Source organism: Candidatus Saccharibacteria bacterium, assembly GCA_016789455.1.
Lineage (GTDB): Bacteria > Patescibacteriota > Saccharimonadia > Saccharimonadales > Saccharimonadaceae > CAIJKY01.
The window spans coordinates 1,037,487-1,062,355 of record JAEUQU010000002.1 but is presented as its reverse complement, the minus strand read 5'-3'; the positions used below and the strand labels follow the sequence as shown (position 1 = coordinate 1,062,355).

The following is a 24,869-nucleotide window of genomic DNA, read 5'->3' as shown; positions in this document are numbered from 1 at the left end:
GGATACTATCAGGCGTGGACGACGTGAAAATTATCGACGCCCTGGGCCTCATCGCCCAGCGACCGCAATGTCTGGGCATCGGCCCGCTGCGAGTGATGGTGGCGCAACAACGCATACTTGCGGGGCAACAGCGGCCGCACGCCGACCCGGCGGTTGATGAATTCGGCCGGCCGGCCCATCGGCATATAGTAGTGTGACCATTCGCCCTTGGTCGGCGCCATTTTGGAAGACAGGCAGTAGTAAGCAATTTCTTTGACCACCGTCCGGGCGGGCGGGTCTTTCTTCATGCAGCAGAACATCTTGGTGGCCAGGAAGCTGGCGGCGATGTGGTCCAGATGGCCGGTCAGACCGTTCTGGTCAAAGGTGATGAAACTGAGGTGGACATCATCCCTGGCGGCCGTGCAGACGCCTTTTATGAGTGTTTCAATCTTGTCGCCGATTTCTTCGTACAACGAGTGGCAGATATGGCCGTCCTGATATCCCAAGGGGTAGAGCCCGGTAGCGCCGAGCGCCCGCCCGGCGCTGATCCATTCGTGGCGGCGCACTGCTCCCAAGTTAGGGACATTGTCCGGGTTGACGCCGGCCTGGCCGTCGGTTAGGCAGATAAGGTGCAGTTCTGTGCCGGCATCCACCGCTTTCATCAGCGTTGCCGAAGGACCGAAGGCTTCGTCATCAGGATGCGCAAAAATGCCGAACAATATGTTCTTCATGATTTTATTGTACTATTAACGATAATGAATATCACTGATGTATTACCCGACGGTATCCTGCTGGTGGATAAGCCCGCTGGCATGACCAGTTTTGGCGTGGTGGCGCGCGTCCGGCGGCAGCTTGGCGACCATCTGGCGGCGACAACAGCGGCCGGACAGGGCACGGGGAAGCGGCCGAAGGTAAAAGTCGGCCACACCGGCACGCTTGATCCCTTTGCCACCGGCCTGATGATCCTGGTGGTGGGCAAGGAGTGCCGCAACGCCGGCACGTTCTCGAAGCTCGATAAGGTGTATGAGGCGACTTTCCGCCTGGGCCAGACCAGCTCGACCGGCGATCCGGAGGGCGAAATTACCACTGTCAGCGACGCCGAGCCGACACTCGAGGCCGTCCAACTGGCCCTTGGCAGGTTCAACGGCGAAATCCAACAGACGCCGCCGGCGTATTCGGCGATCAAGATCAACGGGCAGCGCGCCTATAAACTGGCCCGCAAAGGGGAAGTGGTCGAGATGCCGACCCGGACGGTCACCATCCACACGTTGTCATTGTTGGACTATACATACCCGGAAGTAACCGTCCGGGCGCATGTTTCCAGCGGTACGTACATCCGGACGCTGGCCGAGGATGTCGGGCAGGTACTGGGCACTGGTGCCTATTGCAGCCAGCTGCGCCGGACGCGCATCGCCCAGTATGATGTCGCCAGCGCCATAAAAATATAGTTTCCGTGCTTGTCAAGCCTCTCAACATCTGATACCATAGGCTTCGATATGATTACAAGTGAAGCAAAGAACCAGGTTATCACTGATAACCAGACCCACAAGACTGATGTCGGTTCGCCGCAGGTGCAGGTAGCTATTCTGACCGCCCGCATCAAAGAGGTGACTGAGCACCTCAAGGCCAACAAGCACGACTTCATGGCTCGCCGCGGTCTGCTCCAGATGGTCGGCCGCCGCAAGAAGCTGCTGCGCTACCTCGAGAGCAAAGACTTCGAAGCCTACGCTGCCCTTATCAGTAAGCTTGGTCTGCGCAAGTAAGACTATGGTCTAATAGACTGCCGCCTCCGGGTGGCAGTTTTAGTTTAAGAAGTTAGTATATTTGTTTTGGCTAACCGGTTTAATTTAAAAGTAACAAAAAGCCAACCATAAGCGTGTTCATTAAAAAAAGTATTTAACAGATGAGTATTAAACTTATTTTGTCTCTGATGCACTGTAATGTCTTAAGATATGGTAGTTTTGATACATTGCAATGTATCAAACTATTGTAATGATGATGCATTGTAATGTATCATCATTACATGATAGAACAAGCAATATATGGTTATGTTCAGCAACAAATTGCGAATGCAGATGCCTGGATAGAGGGATGGACAAAAGATGTTAATGGCAAAGCACTCCCTTCGCGTTTCATGATGGTAAAAATGCGCCAGTATTCCGCAGACTATATGACGGGCAAGAATACTAGACGCTGGGTTATCATACCTGGATTAAGAGGCGTTGGTAAAAGTACGCTATTGGCTCAGTACTACAAGCATGTTCAAGATACGTATGGGACAGATGTAAATTTATTAAGAATAAGCTTGCATGACGTGGTTAATGTAATGGGAGGAACACTGAAGCAAGCCATAGAGCAGTACGAACTAATTATTGGCGGTAGCTTAGAGCGCTTAGAAAAGCCAACTTTTTTGTTCTTGGATGAAGTGCAAGAGGATGAAAACTGGGGTAAGATACTTTTCTCTTTGCACGAACGTACCCGTAAACTATTCATAGTTTGCAGTGGTTCCTCGGCAATCTATCTGAAGAAAGACGCCAATATGGTGCGTCGTGCACATTTTGAGCCTCTTTATCCATTAAACTACTGCGAGTATCAAATGTTGCGGTTCAACGTTATGCCAGAAGTGGGCCTTAAAAATTCACTTAAAGAAGCGGTCTTCCTCAGTCGTGACGCCAGCCAGGCACATAGAAGGCTGATTCGATTGTTGCCGTCAATCAGAGCGTATCAGGCTAAAATTGATGTCTCGACATTTACACATTTTATGTACACAGGGTCGTTACCCTTTTTAATCAATGAGACAAATCCGGCACAAGTATATAACGATATTATTTCGCTAATCGAAAGAATAATTAATGAAGATCTGGCCAAAGGGTACAACTTTGATAGTACATCGCTTAACGCAGTGAAGCCGCTGCTCTTTATGCTTGCTGACGGCGATGTGATTAGCCGATCAAAGCTGGCAGCTGCGCTCTCGCAGTATGGTATAAAAGATCCCCGTTTAGTCGGTCAGCTGCTAGATGCTCTTGTGAGGACGGAACTATTGATAGAAGTGCCGTCAAGGGGTACGGTGACGATTGCAGTGTCAAAGCCTAAAAAGTATCTATTCATGAGTCCGGCGATACGCGCTACTTTTCATCAAATTGCCGGCCTCGCTGCAACAGATGAGACGCGAAAAGGGCGGTTGCTTGAAGATTTGGTGGGGCTGTACATGTACCGCGAATTCACTACTCGACGCTTGGCTGACTTCACCTATAATGCAGGTGAAGGGCATGCAGATTTCATGCTTCAAACAAAAGCGGGCGCAAGGATCGCAATTGAAGTGGGGTTGGGCCGCAAAACATCCAAACAGGTTGCAAATACGATGAGAGATGTGAAATGTGATTATGGGATAGTCTTGAGCGCTACCTCATTGCGTGTAGATAAGACTTCAAATATTCTATTCTTGCCCCTGTCAATTTTTTATATGGTATAATCTTCTGTATCTAGCCGAAGACTTCTGTTGGGTGGAAGTGGCGAGGAGTGTGTTGTGTGGAGACGTGTCTCATCTAAAGAAATTATCAAACATCCCCGGATCACTTTGGTTGAGGATGAAGTCGAGCTGCCCAGCGGCCAGATCGTCCCATACCTGACCTTCGGCCCCAGTGGAGGCTCTGTCACCATCATTGCGGTGCGGGACGGCAGGGTGCTCCTTCAACGGGAATATTCTTATCCTATGAATGAAGTGCTCTGGCAATTTCCCGGCGGCGGCATCGAAGCAGGGGAGACGCCTTTGCAAGCCGCTGTCCGCGAACTGCGCGAAGAATCCGGCTATGTGGCCGAGGCCTACCAGCCGATCGGCTGGTACTATCCCAACAACCGGCGCAGCGCCGATAAGATGCACGTCCTTGTGGCAGAGGGTGCCACCGAAGCGGGCATTCTCAACGCCGACATTGAAGAAGATATTGCCTCAAGCTGGCTGACGGTGCAACAGGTGGACACGTTGATTGTTCAGGACGAAGTGACGAACTTCTCGCTGCTGGCTGCCTGGGCACTGCTGCAGTCCAAGCGCCCTGATCTGTGGCAATAGGCCGCGGCGTAAAAATTATCACTGCCCAGACCGTAGGGCAGGGGCTGGCCATACGGTATAATAAGAACTGGACAGTCGCCCTGGCGCCAAGACGGTAAGTGGTGGATATAGGAATTCTTTAACAGAAAGTCTGTACCCGTTACTTATCACGAGGCGTACAAAAGAGGGCTGGTCCGACATGAACAAATTTATGAGGAGGACATACCCCGTATGCCAACTATCAACCCAACCGGCAAAGACATCATCTCGGTCTCGACCGAACTGGCCGGCCGTACCCTGACGCTCGAAGTTAACCGTGTCGGCTTCCGCACCACCGCCAGCGTCCTGGTGCGCTACGGCGATACCGTCGTGCTTGGCACTACCATGGTCGGCAACCGGCCGATCAGCGGCATGGACTATTTCCCGTTGAGCATCGACTACGAAGAAAAGTTTTATGCAAGCGGCAAGATCAGCGGCAGCCGTTTCATCAAAAGGGAAGGCCGTCCAAGCGATGAAGCCATCCTGATCGGCCGCCTCATCGACCGCCCGATCCGCCCGCTCTTCCCGAAGGGTTACCGCCAGGAAGTCCAGGTCGTGGCCAGCGTCCTCTCGATGGACCCCGATTTCCGCCCCGACATGGTCGCCATGATCGCTGCCAGCGCCGCCCTCAGCCTGACCGGCACGCCGTTTGACGGTCCGGTCGCCGGCCTGCGCGTCTCCCGCGTGGACGGCCAGTTCAAGGCCTTTGCCACGGCCGAAGAACGTGAGGCCTCCGACCTCGACCTGGTCGTCGCCGGTATTGAAGGTGGTATCACCATGGTCGAAGCCGGTGCCGACGAGGTCAGTGAAGACGTCGTCGCCGACGCCCTGGAATGGGCCTTCGCCGCCTATCAGCCAGCCATCGCCCTGCAAAAGGAACTGGTGGCCAAGCTGAAGCCGGCCGAGCAGACCTACGAACTGATCCTGCCGAACGAAGACATCCAGAAGGTCGTTGACGAATGGGTCGAAGGCAAGCTGGGCAAGACGCTGCACCGCCCGTACCCGGAGCGCAACGAGCTGATCGCCGACCTGCGCGACCAGTTCCATGCCGCCATGATCGAGAAGGTCGGCGAAGAAGAATACCAGGCTCTGCATGGCGAATACGATGAGGCCTTTACGAGCGCCCTGCACAAGGACGTTCGTCGCGGTATCGTCGAAAGTGGTACGCGTCCGGATGGCAGGGGGCTCGATGAAGTCCGCCAGCTTAGCAGCGAGGTCGGCCTCCTGCCGCGCACCCACGGTTCCAGCCTGTTTACCCGCGGCGTCACCCAGGCCTTGAACATCGTCACGCTGGCACCGCTCAGCTACGCCCAGCTGGTCGACACGATGGAGGTTAACGATGGCCAGCGCCGCTACATGCACCACTACAACGCCCCCGGCTACACTGTCGGCGAGGTCAAGCGCCTGGGTAGCCCGGGCCGCCGCGAAATCGGTCACGGCTACCTGGCTGAGCGCGCCGTTATCCCGATGCTGCCTGCCATCGAGGACTTCCCGTACGCCATCCGCAGCGTCACCGAGATCATGAGCCAGAACGGCTCCACCAGCATGGCCGCCACCTGTAGTAGCGTCCTGGCCCTGATGGACGCCGGTGTGCCACTGAAGCGCCCGGTTTCCGGTATCGCCATGGGACTCATGATGGATGGAGATACCCCATACGTCCTGAGCGACATCGCCGACGCCGAAGACTTCGCCGGCGACATGGACTTCAAGGTCACCGGTACCGAGAAAGGCATCACCGCCATCCAGATGGACATGAAGGTCCATGGCCTGCCGGTCACCGTCCTGCGTGAGGCACTGCACAAGTCCAAGCCCGGCCGCGCCCACATCCTGGCCCACATGCTGGAAACACTGGCCGCACCGCGCCCGGAGCTGAGCCCGTACGCCCCGCAGATCGAGAAGATCATGATCAAGCCGGAAAAGATCCGCGAGGTCATCGGTAAGGGCGGGGAAGTCATCAACAAGATTATCGCCGAGACCGGCGCCCAGATCGACATCAACGACGACGGCCTGGTCATGGTGGCCGCGGTCGACGCGAAGAGCATCGCCGCCGCCATCCAGATGATTGAAAACATCGTTGCCGAGCCGGAAGTCGGCCGCATCTACGATGGTATCGTCGTCAAGATCATGGAATTCGGCGCCTTCGTCAACATCATGCCTGGCCGCGACGGCCTGGTGCACATCTCGCGCATGGCCGAAAGCCGCGTGGAGAAGGTGACCGACGTGGTGAGCGAGGGTGATAAGGTGCGGGTCAAGCTGACGGCTATTGATGACCAGGGCCGGTTGAACCTGAGCATGACGGAAGCCGCTAAGGATGATGCCGCCCGTGCCGGGACGAATGATGCCGCCCGTGCCGGTAAGGATGCCAAGCCGGAGGCCATCAAGTAACCATAAGTAAGTGATAGGAGGTCAGATGCCAGTACTGCTACTCAGACTTCTCAAATCAAAACTCTTCCTGATGTTTCTGCGCTGGGCTGCACCAAAGGTGTGGCAGGCAATCAAGAAACGACGGGCCCGCGCCCACTAGGGCGGGGTGACCACAGAGACTGACGGCCGTTCGCGGCCGTTTTGTCTTTTAGTGTTGACAACAGAGGTAAGTTGTGGTATATTGCTAGTGTTCTTGACTCGGAGACGAGTCTGTGCGGGCAATGCCGCAAGAGGACGCGAGTGAAGCGTCGGTACCGGGGCGATCCCTCAGGTACGCGTTCACTCATGCACTAACTCAATCTTTATCATCCGGTGGCCGGCAAGGCTGCACCGGACCGATCGCATCTACCCCGAGGAGGGTACTGTGCCACCGCGCCCAGCTAGCCAGCGCACCACCGTTCCACGGCGCCGCAAGCGGTCGCCCAAGGACTTTCTGTCCGGGCGGCTCTACGCTCTCGTGCTCGTCGTCGGGCTTGCTCTGACGGCATTTGGTGTCGGCATCAAGTACGATCTCATCCAGTTGAGCGACCGCACGCCGGTCATCAACGAGGAAGAGATGGCTCTGGACATCCCGCTCGAGGAGTGGCAGGCCCTGCCCGTCGAAGATGAAGCTCCGCCCGAGCCGTCGGCCGCCAGCCGCACGGGCATCGAGCTGGTAGCCTCTTCGGCGACCAGGAAGGCCGCCATGAAGACGGCCCTCAGCAAGGTGGGTGCTCCGTACCGCTACGGAGCGGCCGGCCCCCGGGCCTTCGACTGCTCGGGGCTGGTCAACTACGCCTACAAGTCCAACGGCAAGAAGGATCTGCCGCGGACATCCCGGGCCCTGTCCCGCACTGGCACGCCGGTGTCGAAGGGCAACCTGCAGCCGGGCGACCTGGTGTTCTTCTACAAGCCGGTCGGGCACGTCGGCATCTATCTTGGCGACAACAAGATGGTGCACGCGCCCAACAGGAAGTCGTCCGTCAAGGTCGTCGACATGACCTGGCACTGGAAGAAATTCAACACCGCCCGCCGTCTCTGACGCCCCTGCGTGAGCCCAGCTCCGCAGCGGCGTCGGAGGGTGCTGCGGCCCGGACAGGCCGGGCAGGTGTGAACCAGGCAAGTGGCAAGGCAAGATCGAGTTAGTGCAAGAGGTGGGGCTCCGAAGCCATCGGGCGCCCCACCTCGCGCACTACTTGGAGGGCCCATCTTGCGCACCACAGGTGTCTGTGCTATAATGACGGTAATCTCAATACCAGTCTCTAACAACGCCTCAAGCGTTATATAGCACTAAATGTTAAACGAAGGGTCCACCGGGCCTTCAGTGAAAGCACCTATACGACCACGTGAGTACCAAGCAGCAACTTCTCGACCAGATCGCATCAGATATTCTCGCCCAGAATGTCTGCCCGGACCTGGCCAAGACCGCGACGCAGCTGGTAATGGGGGATGGGAATCCTGACGCCGATATCGTCTTCATCGGCGAGGCGCCAGGCAAGAACGAGGATGAGAAGGGGCTGCCGTTCGTCGGCGCCGCCGGTAAATTTCTGGACGAGATGCTGGCCAGTGTCAGCTTGGAGCGCCAGGATATTTATATCACCAACATCGTCAAATACCGGCCGCCGGACAATCGTGACCCTTTGCCGGAAGAGAAGAAGGCCTTCTGGCCGTTTCTCATCCGACAATTGGATGTGATTGCGCCCGCCATCGTCGTCACGCTTGGCCGGCACAGCATGGAGTATTTTCTGCCTGGTCAGAAGATCAGCCAGATCCATGGCGAGCCGAAGCGCATCCAATTCGGAGAACGCCGGATAGTCGTCGTACCGCTGTTCCACCCGGCAGCAGCGCTCTACAACGGCAGCCTGCGCGCTACCTTGCTCGATGATTTTGCCCGTTTGCCGCGCATCGTCGAGCTGAGCAAAAGCGACACATAACACCTAAGGTTTAATAACAGCCGCCGTGCCGATACATTTTCCTGGCAGGCGGCAGAAAGAGAGACAAGTAACACTACATGGGACAACGCCGATTAGCCAAACCGCAAGCCGATGACGTCAGTAAACGGCCGAACAACAACGGTAAGAACAATAATCAGCAGCAAAATACCATCCTGGCCCGCACCCAGACCCGCCGCGGCGAGGTCCAGCGCGCCGCCCGGCGCGTCAGCGAGAACGTCAATATGACCGCCAGTCAGCACGTCATCACCGTGCCGGTCAACAAATCACCATACAACGGCTACGGCGGTAAGCAGTTCGTCCTCAATAACGAGGCCAAGCGCCGCATGCAGCAGGCCGACGGTCGCGGACTGCCCAGCCTGAAGGTCATTCCCATCGGCGGCCTTGGCGAGATGGGCATCGGCAAGAACATGATGGCCATCGAGTACGACAACGACATCATCGTCATCGACATGGGCTTTTTGTTCCCGGGCAGCGATTACCCGGGCATCAACTACATCGTGCCGGATATCACCTATCTGGAGGAGCGCAAGCATAAGATCCGCGGCGTCGTCTTTACCCACGGCCACCTGGACCACATCGGCGCCTTCCGCCACCTGATCCACCGCATTCCGGCTCCGGTCTACGCCAGCAAGTTCACCATGGGCATGCTGGAGCGTACCATGGAGGAGGCCACCAGCGGTTTCAAGCCGGAAATGCACATCCTCAACCCCGACGCGCACGAGCGCATCCAGCTGGGTGACTCCTTCGGTATCGAGCTGGTCCGCGTCAACCACTCCATCCCGGACGCGACCGCCGTCGTCATCCGTACGCCGATCGGCACCCTGGTCGACACCGGAGACTGGCGTTTTGAGGAAAACCCGGTCGACGGCAAGCAGTTCGACCTGGAACGCCTGACCGAGATCGCCACCAAAGAGGGCATCCTGCTGCTGATGAACGAAAGCACCAACTGCGAGAGCGAAGGCACGCACCACCACGGCGAGCACGAGATCAAAGAGAGCTTCGAGCAGATAATGGAGCGCCACCCCAATAACCGCCTGATCATCAGTAGCTTCTCCAGCCAGATCCACCGCATCCAGATGATCCTGGAAGCTGCTCAGAAACACGGCCGCAAGGTCGCCTTCGCCGGCTACAGCATGATTCAGAACCTTGAGGTCGCCCTGCGCTCCGGCGTCATCCGCGTCCCCAAGGACACCATCGTCAAGATGGAAGATCTGGTCAAATACCCCGACGGCAAGGTGACCATCGTCTGTACCGGTAGCCAGGGTGAGTTCAATGCCGTGCTGAACCGTATGGCCAGCGGCTCGCACAAGCACATCAAGATCAAGTCGACCGACATCGTCGTACTGAGCTCCAACCCGATCCCCGGCAACGAGAAGTACGTCGTCCGCACCGTCGACGGCCTGATGCGCGAAGGCTCCGACGTCTTCCAGAACGGCAAGAGCCACCTGGACCACACCGGCCCGCTGCACCTTTCCGGCCACGGCTACTACGACGACCACGTCAAGCTCATCAACGCCCTCAACCCCAAGTACTACCTGCCGATCCACGGTGAGTTCCACATGCTGGTCCACAACGCCGAGCTGGCCGAGAAGGAATGTGGCATCCCCAAGGAAAACATCTTCGTCTGTGACGCCGGTGATGTCGTCGAGTTCAAACACGACGGCACCGCCGCCAAGATCGGCCGCATCCCGGTCGGTGGCATTATGTACGACGACTCCGGTGACGAGGTCAGTGAGGTGGTGCTGAAGGACCGCATCCACATGGCCACCGAAGGCATGTTCGTCGTCGTACTGACGCTGCACCGCCAAAGCGGCCGGCTGCTGACCAGCCCGGATATCATCAGCCGCGGCTTCATCTACCTGCGCGACAGCGAGGAACTGATGGGCCTTATCCGCCAGTACCTCAAGCAGAAGGTGGCCCGCAGCTTCGGCCCCGGCCGCAAGAGTGACCTCGACCTGGTCAAGAAAGAGCTGAAGGACGACATCAGCCACATCCTCTATGACCAGACCCGCCGCACCCCGATTGTCATCCCGGTCATCAACGAGGTCAGCGCCGCCACCAGCACCCCGGCTGCCGGCGAGCGCGTCAACGCCCGCGCCACCGGCCGTGCCGCCGCCCAGACCGCACCGGCTGCCGCTGCCGCCGGCCGTGGCCGTCAGCCTGGTCAAGGCCGCCGCAATCCGCGCCAGCCGATCATTCCGCCGCCAGCGGTCAAGCCGGCGGAGCGGGAAGTGGGCGCATAGCCCGGTCTGCCTCTGGAGACAGCACTCTGACTGAGCCCACGCGGGCAGGGAAGGGTGCTGTTTTATTTTGACAAAATATGTATAGTGTGATATAATAATAGGTGGATTGTCCATCTCTCTGCCGTTTTGCGGCGTGGAAGGAAGCACAATGCACCACATCAAGCGAGCCACCGCCTGGCTCAAGGGCTACTGCAGCCACGTCAACCCGGCGGTGGGCTACGGCCGGAAGACCCTGGTCTTCTGCGTGGGGCTGGTCGGTTTCATGACGGCGCTCGGCGTCGTCGTGTTCCTGCTCAGCGGCGTGATCTACCTCAACGTCCGCGCGCAGGGTCTGCCGACCACCAAAGATGTGCCACTGGAGGTGGCGCTGACGCTCATCGCCGCGCTCTGGACGGGCTACGGTTCGGCCGTGTCGCTGGCCATGCCGGTGCTTCTGGCGACCTTCGTGCCGATGGCCTACGAGCGCCACCAGGACGACCGGTCGCTGTCCTTCAGTGAACGGCTGCGCCGGACGCTGCGGGACGGGGCCGACATCCTGGGCCACCTGACGCTGTCGGTCGTCGTCATCGCGGGCTACCACCTGCTGGCGATGACCCTCATCGGCAACCCCTGGAGCGAGGGCCTCAACCCCGCGTGGTCGGTGCTCGGCCGCCTGGAGATGACCGGCATCGTGCTGGTTGTCGTCCTGGTGGGCCTGGCGGGCTGGGTGGGCTACGAGGGGGTCAAGTACTGGCGCCAGGTGCGCCGGCCCCAGAGCCCGCGGCCGCCTCACGGCCACGGCCGCTCCTGACCGGACTTCCGCTCCGCCGGAGGCACATCCCACCTGGGGTGCGCTTCCGGCGGGCGAGGTCCGGTTTTTCAATTAAAAGACCGCCATCCGTGTGAGCGCACGGATGGCGGCTGTCCGTCAGTGGCTCTGGCGGACGAGGGGGTGCTGTGAGCGCAGCATCCCGGGTAGTGCGGTGCTTCGAGGCGCGTGTTGTAGTGCTATGTGCCGCCGGCAATCAGTCCGGCGGCTTCTTCATCACCCGCCTCCTGGTCTCGACGGAGGATTTCCCGCAGGCGCAGGCCTTGTACTCGATGACCGTGTACTCGTCCTCGCCCGGACCATCGATGGTGCTCGTGCCGTCCTCGATGGTATGTTGATGCACATGCTGAGGTTGATCAGCCATGGCGTTCTCCAGCGGTCCGCAGTGCCTGCCTCAAAGCTGTTAAATTATATAACAATAATATAAAAAAGTCAAATTTACGCTACTTTTTACGTATCGCCCAGGCTTTCTCCACCCCAGTTCATCCTGCTCATGCTATATTGACAAAAACTAAATAATTTGATATAATATAAGGTAGCTCATCGCACCCTCCCATCGCCGTCCACTACTGTCGCCCCAAGAGAGGGGACGCTGTGAACACTTTCATCACCCGTCAGGTCCGTCAGGCCCAGCTCGCCGTGCTCGTCACGCCGGTCGGCCTGGCGGCCGCCTTCTTCATCGCCCGCGCCGGGCAGCTCGGCCGCGAGGTCATCGGGCACGAACCCGCCGGCCTGCACGAGCTGACCGCCAGCCTCTGGGTCGTTCCGGCCTGGATGACCCTGGCGGCTCCCGTCGGCTACGCCCTGATGCTGCTGCGCATGCACCGCGCGTTGCGTAGTGAACAGGGGCAGCAGCCGCGCGCTCGCCGCATCAAGGCCGCCGCCAACCACCTGGCGCTGCTGGCGGAGGCCGTCGTCTCGGTGGCGCTGGTGCATCTCGCGCTGGTGCTGCTGGACGGCAGCCTGCACTACAGCCTCGCCGGTTCGCTGGCGCTGCTGCAGCAGGTGTGGATCGGCATTGCCATCGTCAGTCTCCTCACCCTCGGCTACGCGGCTTTCCGCCGCGTCTGCCCGCAGGGCGAAGCCCGGCTACGGCACATCGGCACCAAGCTGATGACCGCCGGGATCTGACGGGAGCGAGAGCACCCACCGGGCGCCCGCCAGGTGCGGCAGTGCAGGCTTCTATAGCTGCGCTGCCGCCCTGGTTGGGTGTCCGGTTTCCCGTTGCGCCACCTGCCGCTCCGGCAAGGAAGTACGGCAACTTACTATTTTCAAAGTTTGATTGTATGATATGTTTGTTCATCCACTGTCCTCCGCTACCTATGTTTGGAGAATGTGCCATGATGATGGTCCGGCGCTTCATCCGAAGCCGGCTGCCGCTGCAGGGTCTGCTGATCGTCGGCGGGCTCTGTGTCATCTTCGTCGTGCTCAGCGTGTTGTGCGGCGCTGCGCTCAATCTGCTTGGCCTGCCGGCACTGCGCTTCAACCTCGCGCTGGCGCAGGTCTGGCGGATGGCGCTGGCAGTAGTGGTGAGTGTTGCTCCTGCCGCCGGGGCGCTGTACATCAGCTACACGGTGCACGTCATCAAGTGGGAAACGCCCCATGAACGGCTGCATCAGCGCTGGTCGCCAGGGACGCGCTCCTTGCTCGAGGTCGCAAAAGCCCTCATCTGTGCCGTCGCAGCAATGGCGTTGGCCGTGCCGACCGAAGTGTACCTGCGCTGGGCGGGCGGAGCACTGCCGCAAGGGCTGCTCGCTCGGACCGTGGATACGGCCCTGGCCAATCTCGCCGCAGCGGTGGTGCTGTCGGTCGTCGCTTTCGCCGCTTGGCTGGCGCATCTGCGCTCGGCCAGGTTCCGGCGGCTGGTCAAGCGGATCTTCCGGCTCTGACAGGGGCGTACCGGGTGACTTCCCGGACAGGCTGTGCCGCGATGGCCGCCTGTCCGGGAAGCATCCGGTTGTTTAATTTTTTGTGCAATGCTTACACCATGCGGTACAATTGCAAGGTACGATGCCACATCACCGTCCGCCTGCCTATTGTGGGCGGGCGGTTTTGAAGAAAGGACAGACGTGCGAAGTGCGCTGAGAAAGGTGCGGCTGCCAGCTGCATTGCTGCTGCTGGTGGCAGTGCTGACAACAGGCTGCGGCTCCGCTGGTAGTACCGGCAGCGCCGCCAGCCCTGCGGCGAGCAGCGTGGCCGGGCAGACTCCGATACCGGGGCTGGCGACCGCTTCTGACGGCCAGGCCCCGGCCCGGACGACCGGTGCTGCCGGTGCTTCCGGCGAGCTGGGCGGCCTGGCCACCATGCGCCTGCCGCAGGCGCAGTCCAACGAGGCCTTCCAGAGCGAGGTCCTCAGTACCGGCACGCCGTCGGCAGCCGAAGCGACCGCCTACATCACGGCGGTGGTGGAGGATGCCGACCAGACCTGGTCGCAGATCTTCGCCGATTCCGGCCTGGCCGAGCCCACGGTCAGCTACGCCATCATCCAGCCGGGCAGTACCGGCATCAGCAGTGAGTGCACCGGCGGCCAGCCCATCCCGTCGGATTTCAACAACGCCTTCTACTGCTGGGGCGATGCCGACCCGGGCACCGGCTACGTCGGCGCCCTGTACTTCCCGGTCGAGACGTTCATGCAGATGTGGAACGGCCAGATCTTCGGGCGGGACTCGCTCCAGGCCGGCGACTTCGGCGCTGCCGTCGTCATCGGTCACGAGTTCGGCCATCACATCCAGGCCGAACTGCAGGAGCAGCTGCAACTGGTGCCGATTGCCGCGGCCAACGGTGCCAAGCTGAAGGAAGGCGAGCTGATCGCCGACTGCTTCGCCGGCGTCTGGGCCTACTCGGCCTACAGCCGCAGCAGGCTCGACGAAACGGACGTCCAGGAGGGCATCGAGGCCATCGCGGCCATCGGTGACCTCGAGGAAGGCGGCGACGACCCGCACGGCACTGCCGCCGAGCGGGTGGATGCCTTCTACGCGGGCTACCGCGAGGGCCGTCCAGCCACCTGTGTGCAGCTGTACTGGCCCGGTGTTACGGTCAACTAGACCGGACGCGCCGGGCTGCCGGCCGGCGGGGCGGGGCGCATACCCCCGTCCCGCCGGCTACACCCCCACCATATGACATAGTTATTATATTTTGATGAAACAATTGAAAACCCGCCCGCGGCCGAAGCCGGGGCGGGGTCGGTCACTTGCCGCGGCTGATGGGCCGCAGCCGCCGTTCTTCACGCCGGTGGCGCCGCACCTGCCAGACGACGACGGCCGTCAGCGCCAGGATGCCGTAGATGATGTACCACAGCAGTAGGAGCGCGGCATCGGCCGGCCATTCGCTGAGGTAGAAGCCCAGGAACGGGACCTGCAACGCTACGGCCACCGCTGTCAGCAGCAGCACCAGCACCTTAAGCGATGCCCGCGCCGGGTGGATCCCCAGCGTGCGGATCGCCAGGAACGTCACCACTCCCGGCCCCACCAGACCCAGCAGCACGGTCTGGAACCAGAAGTTCGCCAGAACCGTCATGTCGACTGTCTCCTCTCGTCGCAATCTGAGTGCGTTCAAACCATACAACGTTCAAAGCAAGAGGTCAATATGGTATGGTAGGCCTGCGCGTTTTCAGCGCGCTACCCGCGACACCCGTCGACGAACAAGGAGATGCAGTGCAACCTTCCGTGCCGCGGCTCAGCCGGACGGCAGCCAGGCTGCTGCTCGTGCTGGCCATCCTGCTGACAGGGCACGCAGCCCTGCCGGCGACCGCCATGGCCCAGCCGCCCGTACTCGTGCCCGTACCCGCACCGCTCGACCGGCTCGGCACCACCACGCCGGAGGTGGCCGGGCCCGCCGAGGCCTTCCAGAGCGGCGTGCTGCCCGGCCAGGTGCCGCCGCTGCCAGAGGCGCAGCAGTACATGCTGGCCGTCATGACCGACCTTGACCGGGTCTGGACCGAGTATTTCCTGCGGATCGGTCTTCAGGAGCCCGGGGTCACCTACCACGTGATCACACCGGGCGACACCACCGCGGTCAGCGTCTGCGTGCCGGGCGGGTACATCCCGGCCGACTACAACAACGCCTTCTATTGCGACCAGGACTACGACGCCGCCACTGGCTACCAGGGTAAGCTGTTCCTGCCGCTGCAGACCTTCGTGAACATGTGGGGCGGCTCGATCTTCGGGCGGCCCTCGCTGCAGGCGGGGGACTTCGCGGCGGCAACTGTCGAGGCACACGAGTTCGGTCATCACATCCAGGCCGAACTGCAGGCGCAGCTGAACCTGCCGCCCATCCAGGGTCCCGGCGGTGTCCGCATCAAGGAGAAGGAACTGATCGCCGACTGCTTCGCCGGCGTCTGGGCCTACACGGCGTACTACAGTCAGTACCTGGAGGGCACTGACGTCGAGGAGGCGGTCTGGGGCCTCAATACCATTGGTGACGCTGTGGCCGGCGGCACCGATCCGCACGGCAGCCCGCAGGAGCGTTCAGCCGCCTTCCTGCTCGGCTACAACACCGGCAAGCCGGGCGACTGCATCAACAACTACTGGCCGGGCGTCCGCGCCTGACCAAGGCCGGTGGGGCGGGCACACTCCCGCTCCACCGGTCCGTACCACCTTTCTGCTGTCATTATCACCACTCATTTCCTATTTACATAAGCATCTTGCCATTTATTGTAATTATTGCTATAATAAGCCTGTAGCACTGGCTATCTAACCTGATATAATCGCGGTAGTGCGGTCGCAGGCGACCAGACCGAAAACCCATACACCACAGTAATGTAAGAAACTATAGAAATAAGCATCATGGCTAAAAGAAAGACCCGCAAGAAAGCTCCCGTCAAAAGCGCTCCCAAGCACGTCGTACCCAATGGATTCTGGGTGCAGACCACTGCCATCCTGTTGCTGACGTTCTCCGTCCTGCTGCTGGTGGCGATGGTCGGCGTCGGCGGCCCGGCGCCCGAATTCATCCTTGACGCCAGCCGCGCCACCTTCGGCGTCATGGCGTATGTGCTGCCGTTGTTGCTCGGCTATTTCGCCATCCAGCTCTTCCGCGAGGAAGAGAAGCGGCCGTCACCGGTTCCGGTGGTCGTCTCATTCTTCTGCCTGAGTTTCATCGCTGGCTTCGCCCACCTGTTCGTCGCCGACCCGACCCGGATGGCCCTGGCTTCGGCAGGGCAGGGCGGCGGCCTGGTCGGTTACGGCATTGACAGCCTGGCCTTCAATTTCTTTGACGAGCTGGGCACTGGCATCACGCTGCTGGTTCTGGCCCTGATCTCCTTCGTCTTCGTCCTCAAGACCTTGCCGGCCGACCCCTTCATGCGCCTCTGGAACTGGTTTAAGAACGATTATGGCGTAGCCGAGAACGAAGCTACCGCCAGCCGCCTGCGTAACCCGCTCAGCGGCCTGTCTGCCCGCCGCGCCGCCGCTGCCGAAGCTGGTGGCATTCCGCCCGAACCCATCAAGAGCGCGCCCATCGGCGAACTCAAGCTGAACCGCGGCGTCCCGACCCTCGACCAGGCCGCCGGCGATGACGCGCCAAAGGAACAGAAGGGCCTCTCATCACTGCGTAACAGCGTCAAACCCGACAAGGCCGCCGAAGAACAGGCCGCCCTGACCACCAAGAACGATCCCACCTGGGTCGCCCCCAGCGTCGACCTGCTCGAGAAGAAACAATCGCCCGCCAACGCCGGCGACGTCAAGGCCAACGCCCAAATCATCCAGGACACCCTGGCCGAGTTCAATATCAATGTCGAGATGGAAGGTGCCAACATCGGCCCCAAGGTCACACAGTATACGCTGAAACCACCGGCCGGCGTCAAGCTGACCCGCATCACTCAGCTCGAGACCAACATCGCCCTCAACCTGGCCGCCCAGGCCATCCGTATCGAAGCGCCGATTCCCGGTCAGCGCGCCGTCGGTATCGAGGTGCCGAACATCAAGGCCGCCGACGTCCGCCTCTCTGGCATCCTCAATTCCAAAGCCTGGACCGGGGGTACGCAGCCGTTGGCCTTCGCTGTCGGTAAGGATATCGCCGGTGAAGCCGTGGTGGGTGAGCTCAACAAGATGCCGCACCTCCTCATCGCCGGTCAGACCGGCTCCGGTAAGTCCGTCATGATTAACACGTTGCTGACCAGCCTGTTGTACCGCAACAGCCCGGCCGAGATGAAGCTCATCCTGGTCGACCCCAAGCAGGTGGAAATGGCTCCGTACGAAGATATCCCGCACCTGCTGACCCCGGTCATCACCCAGCCGGAGAAATGTATCAGCGCCCTCAAATGGGCCGTCAACGAGATGGAACGCCGCTACAGCCTGCTGGCCGAAGAGAAGGTCCGCGACATCAAGAGCTACAACGAGCGCCAGCGCGCCGACGGCGAGACCATGCCGTACATCGTCATCGTCATTGATGAGCTGGCCGATCTGATGATGCTGGCCGCCCGCGACGTTGAAGCCCTGATTGTGCGCCTGGCCCAGAAAGCCCGCGCCGTCGGCATCCACTTGGTCCTGGCCACCCAGCGCCCAAGCGTCGACGTCATTACCGGTCTGATCAAGGCCAACGTTCCGGCCCGTATCGCCTTTACCGTCGCCAGCCAGATTGATAGCCGCACCATCCTCGACCAGATGGGCGCCGAGAAACTGCTGGGGCAGGGTGACATGCTGATGCTGACGCCAAGCATGAGCAAGCCGCGCCGTATCCAGGGTGCCTGGGTGACCGACGACGAGGTTATGAAAGTCACCGACCATATCCGCCTGCAGCGCGCCCCTGAATATGATGACGAGGTCGTGGCCCAGGCTGTCCAGCTGGGCAAAGGTGGCAATGGCAGTAACGTCGTCGACTTCGACGGCGGTGGCGGCAGCGACGACGACATGTACAACGACGCCGTCCGCGTGGTGGTCGAGGCCGGCAAGGCCAGCACCAGCCTGCTGCAGCGCCGCCTGCGCATCGGCTATTCCCGCGCCGCCCGCATCATTGAAGAATTGGAAGAACAGGGCGTTATCGGCCCGGCTGATGGTTCCCGCCCGCGTGAGGTGCTGATGCGCCCCGGCCAGGAGACGGCCTCGCTGATCGATGACGTCCGCGTCGACGCCTAATTGCCCACTCAGGAGTCGAGCGGTCCGCACCGCACCACATCACTCTCTGCTATAATCGTCAATAACACATCATGCAACACAAACAATCCAGCCGTGGCTTTGCCTCGCTCAACTCGCGCATCGCGTTGGGTGTCAGCGTCGTGGTCGTACTGATGGGAGCGGTGCTGCTGGTACGTATCTTTGCGGCGGCGGCAGTCGGCATGGTCGAGCCAGAGTCCGCCACTCGGACTGCCGGTGCTGAACCGCGCAATGACAACCAGGCTTCGCAGGGCAGCTACCTGCTGTTTGGTGCGGCGGGCGTGCCGCCGTCAGACGGTACCGGCGTGCTCGATATCCGCAGTCTGGGCGTCGCCTGTGACGGCGTCCTGGATGATACCGGGCCGCTACAGGCCGCACTGAGCACCCTCAAGCCCGGCCAGACGGTCAAAATCCCCGAAGGCGTGACCTGCCGCCACAACGACCTTCTGCACATCACCCAACCTGGCGTGCGTATCGAAGGTCCTGGTACCCTGATGGCCACCAACGAGGAGCGCTCCGGCATGTGGCTGATGGCGAAGGGCATTACGCTGGAGAATCTCAAGCTGACCATCGGTGCCACCACCAAGCGCTGGGAGGCGTACGAACAGCAGCGCCTGCGTCTGGCAGCTGATGACATCACTATCCGCAAGGTGAAGATCGAAGGCAGCGCAGCCGCCGGCATGTACATCGGCGGTAAGTCCGGCAACTTCCTGGTAGAAGACGTCGAGGTGCTGAACACCAGGGCCGACGGCATCCACACCACCCAGGGCGCTCACGACGGCATCATCCGCCGCCCGCTCGTCAGCGGCGTCGGTGATGATGGCGTGGCCATGGTGTCGTATGTGCAGGATGTCGATGTAGTGCGGGCCGTCACCATCGAGTCGCCAAAAATTTTAAATAACACCAACGGCCGCGGTATATCGGTGGTGGGCGGCGAGGATATCACCTATAAAGACATCCATATCGAAGGCTCCAATGCTGCCGCCGTCTATATCGCCGCCGAAGGGCAGTGGAACACCCATGGCGTCAAGCGGGTGAAGGTGCTGGGCGGCTCTATCAGCGGCGCCAACACCAATGCGGCCGTCGATCATGGCGCGGTCTTCCTCTATAGCTCGCAGGACCAATATGCCGTGGAGGACACGGTACTGCAGGACATCACTATCACCGACACGAATCCGGCCATTTCGCGGCAGGTAGGCATCGTGACGGATGGGGCGGCGCGGGTCTTGCGCTCCGACCTTACTAACTTCACCATCAATGGCGGCGGCCAATCGGTATTCACCTCTGATGAAGTGGTGACAGAATATAATACGCTGAATTGGAAGCGGGATGGGGTGGCCTTGCCGGATCACAAGGGATTCTAAGCTGACTTCGGGGCGGCGATACCCACGTAGTTGATTTTATTTCAAATTTGTGCTATAATAATATGATGTGGGAACCGTTCCCGCTGTATGAGACCCTCTGAAGGAGGCTCAGATGTTGGTACGACTGTTGTCGGCCATCGCAACATCGCTGCTCGCCGGTGTCCTGCTCGTCGGCCTGTCCGGCACCGCCCAGGCGGCGGACTGGTATGGCACGAGCGGCTTCGGTGAGCTGCGCTGCAAGGACGGCACCGAGTACGCCATGAAGCCCGGCGACACCCGCCAGACCACCTACGGTGGGCTGCTGGTGCTGTCCCAAGTCCGTGAGGGCGAGGGCTACCGCTACCGCCTCGGCACCACCATGTCGCCGCGTGAAGCCCAGACCGGGATCATCCTGGTTCCGACGGGCAGCGTCGGCCGCAACGGGCCGTCGCCCCAGCGGGCCGTCAGCCTGCCGGTCCAGCCGGGCAAGTCGGTCGACTTCATCACCCGGCCCAAGGCGCCGCTCAAGGTGGTGCGGGTCTGCCTGAGGACCGTGCCGGTCGGACAGGACTGACGCTCTGCCAGCCGACCCCTCCTGCACCCATGCGGGAGGGGTCGGCGCTACACCCAAGTGCTTGTCTGAAGCGTTTCGGTGTGGTATGCAAAAACACTGTATAGTTGTATGGTACGTACGACGACATCGAAGAGGGGACTGGAATAGGCATGCGTCTGCTTCGCACGGTGACGGCATTGCTACTGGCATTGTGCTTTGGCATGGCGGGAGCGATACCGGCAGGCGCCGAGTCGCCCCTGACGTACTGTCTGCGCGGTGAGCAGCTGTCGATGGTGCCGTTCGGGCAGTCACTGGTGCACGCAAGTGGCTTCACGATTGAGACGTTCCGGTCTGAACGGCCCATGCGGCCGCATCCGGGCCACGAGCCGGTGTACACCCATCAAGCGGCGGTTAGCGTGACGGCACAGTCTGCCCGCGTCACGGCCATGACGTTCGCAACAGGGGAGGTGTGGCCGCAGGCCGACCGCATGATCGATAAGGTGGATGCCCGCCCTGGCGCAAGTCTCCGGCATACGGTGCTCAGCCCTCGTCAGTACGTGGCGGTCGCTGTCTGCTACTTGGAGTAGGGATAAGCGCCGCCGCCGGCCTCTTTTCGCGAGTTGCGGGAAGGGGCCGCGCTTTTTTCGCCGACAGATTAAATACTCATTAACTATCCTTGAATTTATTTCAAATGATGGTGTATAATAATAAGCGTCAATAACCTGCGCTCTGGTGGCATCCGTGGCAGTGGGCGAGGCGTATGTCAGGGGCAATCCCAGGTATGTGCTTTTGCCAGTGTCCGGAGGTTCGTGAGCGCTGCGCCACGCAGGCGTATCCATAGGAGGAACTTCATGCGAGAATACGAACTGACCGTTCTGATTCACCCGGATCTGGAAATCGATCTGGAAAAGCCGCTCACCAAGGTGCGCGACATCATCAAGGCAAACGGCGGTGAAATCACCAAAGAAGAGAACCAGGGCAAGAAGAAGCTGGCCTACCGCATCCGCGGCGAAGACTTCGCGGTCTACACCTACTTCGAGCTGAACCTGCCGGGCAGTAGTGTCCAGAAGGTCGACAGCACCCTGAACATCACCGACGAATCCCTACGCCACCTGCTGGTAAGCCGTGACCTGAAGCGCCCGGTCGAGGGTGAAGGCGACGAAGCCGAAGAAGGCAAAGAAACTAAAGACGCCAAAAACGACAAAGAATAAGCAAAAGAGAAGACGGAAGTAAAAGGAGGATCACATGGCTCGCAGCATCAACCAAGTTATCATCATGGGCAATCTGACCCGTGACCCAGAGATGCGTACCACGCCTGGCGGCCAGAACGTCACCAGCTTCAGCCTGGCGCTGAACCGCAGCTACAAGGACGCCAACGGCGAGTGGCAGGAATCGGCCGACTACATCGATGTCGTCGCCTGGGCCCAGCTCGGCGAACGCGTCAACCAGTATCTGAGCAAGGGTCGGCGGGCAATCGTCCAGGGCCGTCTGAGCCAGCGCAGCTGGGAGCAGGATGGTCAGAAGCGCAGCAAGGTCGAGGTCGTCGCCAACGACGTCACCTTCCTTGACGGCGCCGGTGGCGGTGACGGCGACGGCGGCGGAAGCGGCGGCGGTTACTCCGGTGGCAACAGCGGCGGTGGCAGCGGTGCGCGCTCCAAGAAGAAGGATGATGTTGTCATCGAAGACATCGACGACAAGCCAATTGATCTTTCAGAAATTCCGTTCTAATACTTCGTACTAACGTTATATAAGGACTACAACTACAATGAAACCACGTTCCAAATTCAAGAAAGACACTCCAGCGTACTTTGATTACCGCGACGTAAAGACGCTGCAGCGCTTCGTCAACATGTACGGCCAGATCGAGCCGGCTGCCAAGTCCGGCCTGAGCACCAAGCAGCAGCGCCAGCTGGCTATCGCTATCAAGCGTGCCCGGCACCTGGCTCTGATGCCATTCGTCGCCAGTAACTAATAGCAACCAGAACTACGAGCAGGGGCAAAGAGCAACATGTATGGTCCAACCGACCTCAAGAAGGGCGTGCTGATTCAGCTTGACGGCAAGCCGTTCCGGGTTATCGAATACTCACAGAAAGTCATGGGACGCGGCGGCAGTATCGTCAACGTCCGTTTGAAGAACGTTATCGATGGCAGCGTCATTCCTAAGACGTTCAAGGGCGCCGAGAAGATTGAGCCCGCCAGCGTCGAGCACCGCAGTGTACAATACCTGTACAGCGATGGCGACGATTTCCACTTCATGGATCCGCAGAGCTTTGAGCAGTTCCAGCTGCCGGCCGATGTCATCGACGAAGCCAAGAATTTCCTGAAGGAAGGCAACGATGTCGACCTGCAGTTCTTTGAGGGCAAGGTCATCAATATCGAGCTGCCAAAGAACCTGGTGCTCGAGGTGACCTACGCCGAGAACGTCGTCAAGGGCGATACCACCAGCAGCCTGCAGAAGGACGCCACGCTGGAGACGGGCTTTGTCATCAAGGTGCCGGCGTTCATCAAGACTGGCGACCGCCTCAAGGTCGATACCCGCACCGGCGAGTATCTTGAACGCGCGAAAGACTAGGCTTTGAAACAGCGACTCGACGCAGTACTGGCAGCCCGCGGGCTCGTCGCCTCGCGCAGTCAGGCCGAGAGTTGGATTAAACTGGGCAAGGTGACCGTCGATGGAAAGACGGTCACTAAGCCTGGTTTTTTCGTGTCGGTAGAGGCGGATATCCGTTTGAAGGCGCAGGAGCAGTTCGTCAGCCGGGCCGGTCTGAAGCTGGCTAGCGTGGCCAAGGTGCTAGGATTGCAGTTTAAAGATAAAGTTGTATTGGATATTGGCTCCAGCACGGGTGGGTTCACCGATTTTTCATTAAAACGCGGGGCAAGACGGGTGATTGCCGTCGATGTCGGCACCGACCAGCTGCACCCGTCGCTGCGGGGCAATTCCGCAGTGGAGCTGTACGAAAAGACCGACATCCGCGACTTTATGCTGCCAGAAGGGGAGCGACCGGATATCACGGTGATGGACCTTAGTTTTATCAGCCTGCGGGAGATTCTTCCACACGTTTTCACCAACTTATCCACAAGAAATACACACGTTGTCGCCATGCTGAAGCCGCAGTTCGAGGCGGGCAAGCACCAGGTCAACAAGGGGGTCATCAAGAACGATACGGTCCGGCGGCAGATTCTTAAAGACTTTGAATTGTGGGTGCGCCAGTATGCAGTGGTCGCCGACAAGGCGGATAGTGAGGTGGCTGGCAGTAAGGGCAACCGCGAACGCTTCTACCTGCTGAAGCCATTACGATAATTTCACAATACTGTTGCGTTTTACGCCAATTGGCGTAGTATAGGGGTTGGACGCGCGAGTAGCGCGTCTTCGTCATCTGTTTTCCTGTTCCCGGAAAGGGGAGCGAGTTGATCGAGTTCTTGACCAGCCGGAGTTGGCTGCGCCGGCTTCCGGCCGCACTGGTGGCGGCATTGGTGATGGTGAGCGGCATGACCGTTCTCACCGGCACCGCTGCCGCTGCCGACGGACGTGAACAGTCGGTCACCGGCGAGATCACGGCCTACGCCGTGCACAGCTGGGACCGGCAGCCCGACGCCGGTGAGCTGCAGGCCAACGCGCAGTACGCCGAGGAGGACGGCTGCCACCAGGGCCTGACCCAGGCCGGCTTCCGCATCGTCGCGTCGGAGCTGACCCAGGCCACGTGGCCCGACCCCCGCGACCTGGTGGGGGCGATCTACGCGGCGCTGCTCGACCGCGAGCCCGACGCCGGCGGCATGGACACGTCGCTGACCAACATCAACAACCGCGGCGTCGACTTCGCCGTCATGGAGGTGCTGGCCTCGGCCGAGTACCACAACCGTCTCGCGGGCATCTGCGGGACGGACACCACCACTGGTGGTGCGCTGATGTGGAACGACGCGCTCGACCTCGTCGAGAACGAGGTCATCCCGCTCGCCATGAAGCACGGGGCCAACTGCGCCTTCATGAAGGGCTTCAAGACCCAGACCGGGCTGAAGAAGAACGTCAAGGGCGCCCGGGTGCTCATCGGCGTCGTCGGCGAGATCACCAACAAGGTCCACGGCAAGCTCGACAAGACCTGCGGCACGGCCCTCGAGCTGCTCAAGGTCGGGGCCAAGATCATCGACCTGACCGGCGGCGAGACCCACAACGGCGGCTACAACGCCGTGTACGTCAACTACCGGCTGGGCGACAAGCCCTGGACGGCCGGCATCATCTCCGAGTGGAGGATGCAGGTCGGCAACAACCCGGTGGACGTCACCGAGTTCGACGGGACGTACCCGTCGATGATCGGCCAGTGATCCTCACGCGAGGATCAGGAAAGTAGATGGCCCCGCCCGGAGTGCACACGTGCGCTCCGGGCGGGAACCATCCATGAATATGTTGTAAAGCTC

The 24,869-nt window shown here is 60.2% G+C and carries 26 protein-coding genes; 23 read left to right on the top strand and 3 right to left on the bottom strand.

Going from position 1 to position 24,869, the window contains the following annotated elements:
* Nucleotides 1-8: 8 nt before the first annotated feature.
* Nucleotides 9-710: a PIG-L family deacetylase gene (locus JNJ66_06695; protein ID MBL8160116.1), complete on the bottom strand. Its 702-nt coding sequence runs from the start codon at nt 708-710 to the stop codon at nt 9-11.
* 24 nt (nt 711-734) lie between these two features.
* Between JNJ66_06695 and truB the strand changes: the two genes are divergently transcribed.
* The 9 genes from truB to JNJ66_06650 all read left to right on the top strand — a co-directional run bounded on the left by truB (nt 735) and on the right by JNJ66_06650 (nt 11,454).
* Nucleotides 735-1,427, top strand: coding sequence for a tRNA pseudouridine(55) synthase TruB (gene truB, locus JNJ66_06690; GenBank protein ID MBL8160115.1), 693 nt, complete (start codon nt 735-737; stop codon nt 1,425-1,427).
* Nucleotides 1,428-1,475: 48 nt separating this feature from the next.
* Nucleotides 1,476-1,742, top strand: coding sequence for a 30S ribosomal protein S15 (rpsO, locus tag JNJ66_06685; GenBank protein ID MBL8160114.1), 267 nt, complete (start codon nt 1,476-1,478; stop codon nt 1,740-1,742).
* Nucleotides 1,743-2,002: 260 nt separating this feature from the next.
* Entirely contained in the window at nt 2,003-3,451 is a 1,449-nt protein-coding gene (locus tag JNJ66_06680) for an ATP-binding protein (GenBank protein MBL8160113.1), read from the top strand.
* Nucleotides 3,452-3,505: 54 nt separating this feature from the next.
* A complete protein-coding gene (locus tag JNJ66_06675; GenBank protein ID MBL8160112.1) occupies nt 3,506-4,045 on the top strand; it encodes an NUDIX hydrolase in 540 nt (179 codons plus the stop codon).
* Between the two features lie 240 nt (nt 4,046-4,285).
* Entirely contained in the window at nt 4,286-6,448 is a 2,163-nt protein-coding gene (gene pnp, locus JNJ66_06670; GenBank protein MBL8160111.1) for a polyribonucleotide nucleotidyltransferase, read from the top strand.
* 595 nt (nt 6,449-7,043) lie between these two features.
* Nucleotides 7,044-7,508, top strand: coding sequence for a C40 family peptidase (locus JNJ66_06665; GenBank protein ID MBL8160110.1), 465 nt, complete (start codon nt 7,044-7,046; stop codon nt 7,506-7,508).
* A 304-nt stretch (nt 7,509-7,812) separates the two neighbouring features.
* The gene (locus JNJ66_06660; protein MBL8160109.1) at nt 7,813-8,400 is read left to right on the top strand and encodes a uracil-DNA glycosylase; all 588 of its coding nucleotides are present in this window, start codon (nt 7,813-7,815) and stop codon (nt 8,398-8,400) included.
* Nucleotides 8,401-8,477: 77 nt separating this feature from the next.
* Entirely contained in the window at nt 8,478-10,664 is a 2,187-nt protein-coding gene (locus JNJ66_06655) for a ribonuclease J (protein MBL8160108.1), read from the top strand.
* A 148-nt stretch (nt 10,665-10,812) separates the two neighbouring features.
* Nucleotides 10,813-11,454: a hypothetical protein gene (locus JNJ66_06650; protein ID MBL8160107.1), complete on the top strand. Its 642-nt coding sequence runs from the start codon at nt 10,813-10,815 to the stop codon at nt 11,452-11,454.
* A gap of 214 nt (nt 11,455-11,668) precedes the next feature.
* Here JNJ66_06650 and JNJ66_06645 read toward each other — a convergent pair whose 3' ends face one another.
* Complete coding sequence (locus JNJ66_06645) at nt 11,669-11,836, bottom strand: hypothetical protein (GenBank protein ID MBL8160106.1); 168 nt, start codon at nt 11,834-11,836, stop codon at nt 11,669-11,671.
* Nucleotides 11,837-12,066: 230 nt separating this feature from the next.
* Between JNJ66_06645 and JNJ66_06640 the strand changes: the two genes are divergently transcribed.
* From JNJ66_06640 to JNJ66_06630, 3 genes are all read left to right on the top strand, one after another.
* Entirely contained in the window at nt 12,067-12,603 is a 537-nt protein-coding gene (locus tag JNJ66_06640) for a hypothetical protein (protein ID MBL8160105.1), read from the top strand.
* Between the two features lie 209 nt (nt 12,604-12,812).
* Complete coding sequence (locus JNJ66_06635; protein ID MBL8160104.1) at nt 12,813-13,361, top strand: hypothetical protein; 549 nt, start codon at nt 12,813-12,815, stop codon at nt 13,359-13,361.
* A 180-nt stretch (nt 13,362-13,541) separates the two neighbouring features.
* A complete protein-coding gene (locus JNJ66_06630; GenBank protein ID MBL8160103.1) occupies nt 13,542-14,516 on the top strand; it encodes a neutral zinc metallopeptidase in 975 nt (324 codons plus the stop codon).
* 142 nt (nt 14,517-14,658) lie between these two features.
* Here the strand turns inward: JNJ66_06630 and JNJ66_06625 are convergent, their stop codons facing one another.
* The gene (locus JNJ66_06625) at nt 14,659-14,988 is read right to left on the bottom strand and encodes a hypothetical protein (GenBank protein ID MBL8160102.1); all 330 of its coding nucleotides are present in this window, start codon (nt 14,986-14,988) and stop codon (nt 14,659-14,661) included.
* 137 nt (nt 14,989-15,125) lie between these two features.
* Between JNJ66_06625 and JNJ66_06620 the strand changes: the two genes are divergently transcribed.
* The 11 genes from JNJ66_06620 (at nt 15,126) to JNJ66_06570 (ending at nt 24,776) form a co-directional block, all read left to right on the top strand.
* Complete coding sequence (locus tag JNJ66_06620; protein MBL8160101.1) at nt 15,126-16,019, top strand: neutral zinc metallopeptidase; 894 nt, start codon at nt 15,126-15,128, stop codon at nt 16,017-16,019.
* A gap of 237 nt (nt 16,020-16,256) precedes the next feature.
* Complete coding sequence (locus JNJ66_06615) at nt 16,257-18,542, top strand: DNA translocase FtsK (protein ID MBL8160100.1); 2,286 nt, start codon at nt 16,257-16,259, stop codon at nt 18,540-18,542.
* Nucleotides 18,543-18,613: 71 nt separating this feature from the next.
* On the top strand, nt 18,614-19,924 hold the full coding sequence (locus JNJ66_06610) for a right-handed parallel beta-helix repeat-containing protein (GenBank protein ID MBL8160099.1): 1,311 nt from the start codon (nt 18,614-18,616) through the stop codon (nt 19,922-19,924).
* Nucleotides 19,925-20,036: 112 nt separating this feature from the next.
* A complete protein-coding gene (locus JNJ66_06605; protein ID MBL8160098.1) occupies nt 20,037-20,477 on the top strand; it encodes a hypothetical protein in 441 nt (146 codons plus the stop codon).
* Nucleotides 20,478-20,626: 149 nt separating this feature from the next.
* Nucleotides 20,627-21,043: a hypothetical protein gene (locus JNJ66_06600; GenBank protein MBL8160097.1), complete on the top strand. Its 417-nt coding sequence runs from the start codon at nt 20,627-20,629 to the stop codon at nt 21,041-21,043.
* A 264-nt stretch (nt 21,044-21,307) separates the two neighbouring features.
* Nucleotides 21,308-21,667: a 30S ribosomal protein S6 gene (gene rpsF / locus JNJ66_06595; protein ID MBL8160096.1), complete on the top strand. Its 360-nt coding sequence runs from the start codon at nt 21,308-21,310 to the stop codon at nt 21,665-21,667.
* 34 nt (nt 21,668-21,701) lie between these two features.
* Nucleotides 21,702-22,184: a single-stranded DNA-binding protein gene (gene ssb / locus JNJ66_06590; protein MBL8160095.1), complete on the top strand. Its 483-nt coding sequence runs from the start codon at nt 21,702-21,704 to the stop codon at nt 22,182-22,184.
* A 37-nt stretch (nt 22,185-22,221) separates the two neighbouring features.
* Nucleotides 22,222-22,428: a 30S ribosomal protein S18 gene (locus JNJ66_06585; protein MBL8160094.1), complete on the top strand. Its 207-nt coding sequence runs from the start codon at nt 22,222-22,224 to the stop codon at nt 22,426-22,428.
* 36 nt (nt 22,429-22,464) lie between these two features.
* Nucleotides 22,465-23,028: an elongation factor P gene (gene efp, locus JNJ66_06580; protein MBL8160093.1), complete on the top strand. Its 564-nt coding sequence runs from the start codon at nt 22,465-22,467 to the stop codon at nt 23,026-23,028.
* A gap of 3 nt (nt 23,029-23,031) precedes the next feature.
* Nucleotides 23,032-23,757 carry a TlyA family RNA methyltransferase gene (locus JNJ66_06575; GenBank protein ID MBL8160092.1) on the top strand — a complete coding sequence of 242 codons (726 nt, stop codon included), beginning with the start codon at nt 23,032-23,034 and terminating at the stop codon, nt 23,755-23,757.
* Between the two features lie 107 nt (nt 23,758-23,864).
* The gene (locus JNJ66_06570) at nt 23,865-24,776 is read left to right on the top strand and encodes a hypothetical protein (GenBank protein MBL8160091.1); all 912 of its coding nucleotides are present in this window, start codon (nt 23,865-23,867) and stop codon (nt 24,774-24,776) included.
* Nucleotides 24,777-24,869: the final 93 nt, after the last annotated feature.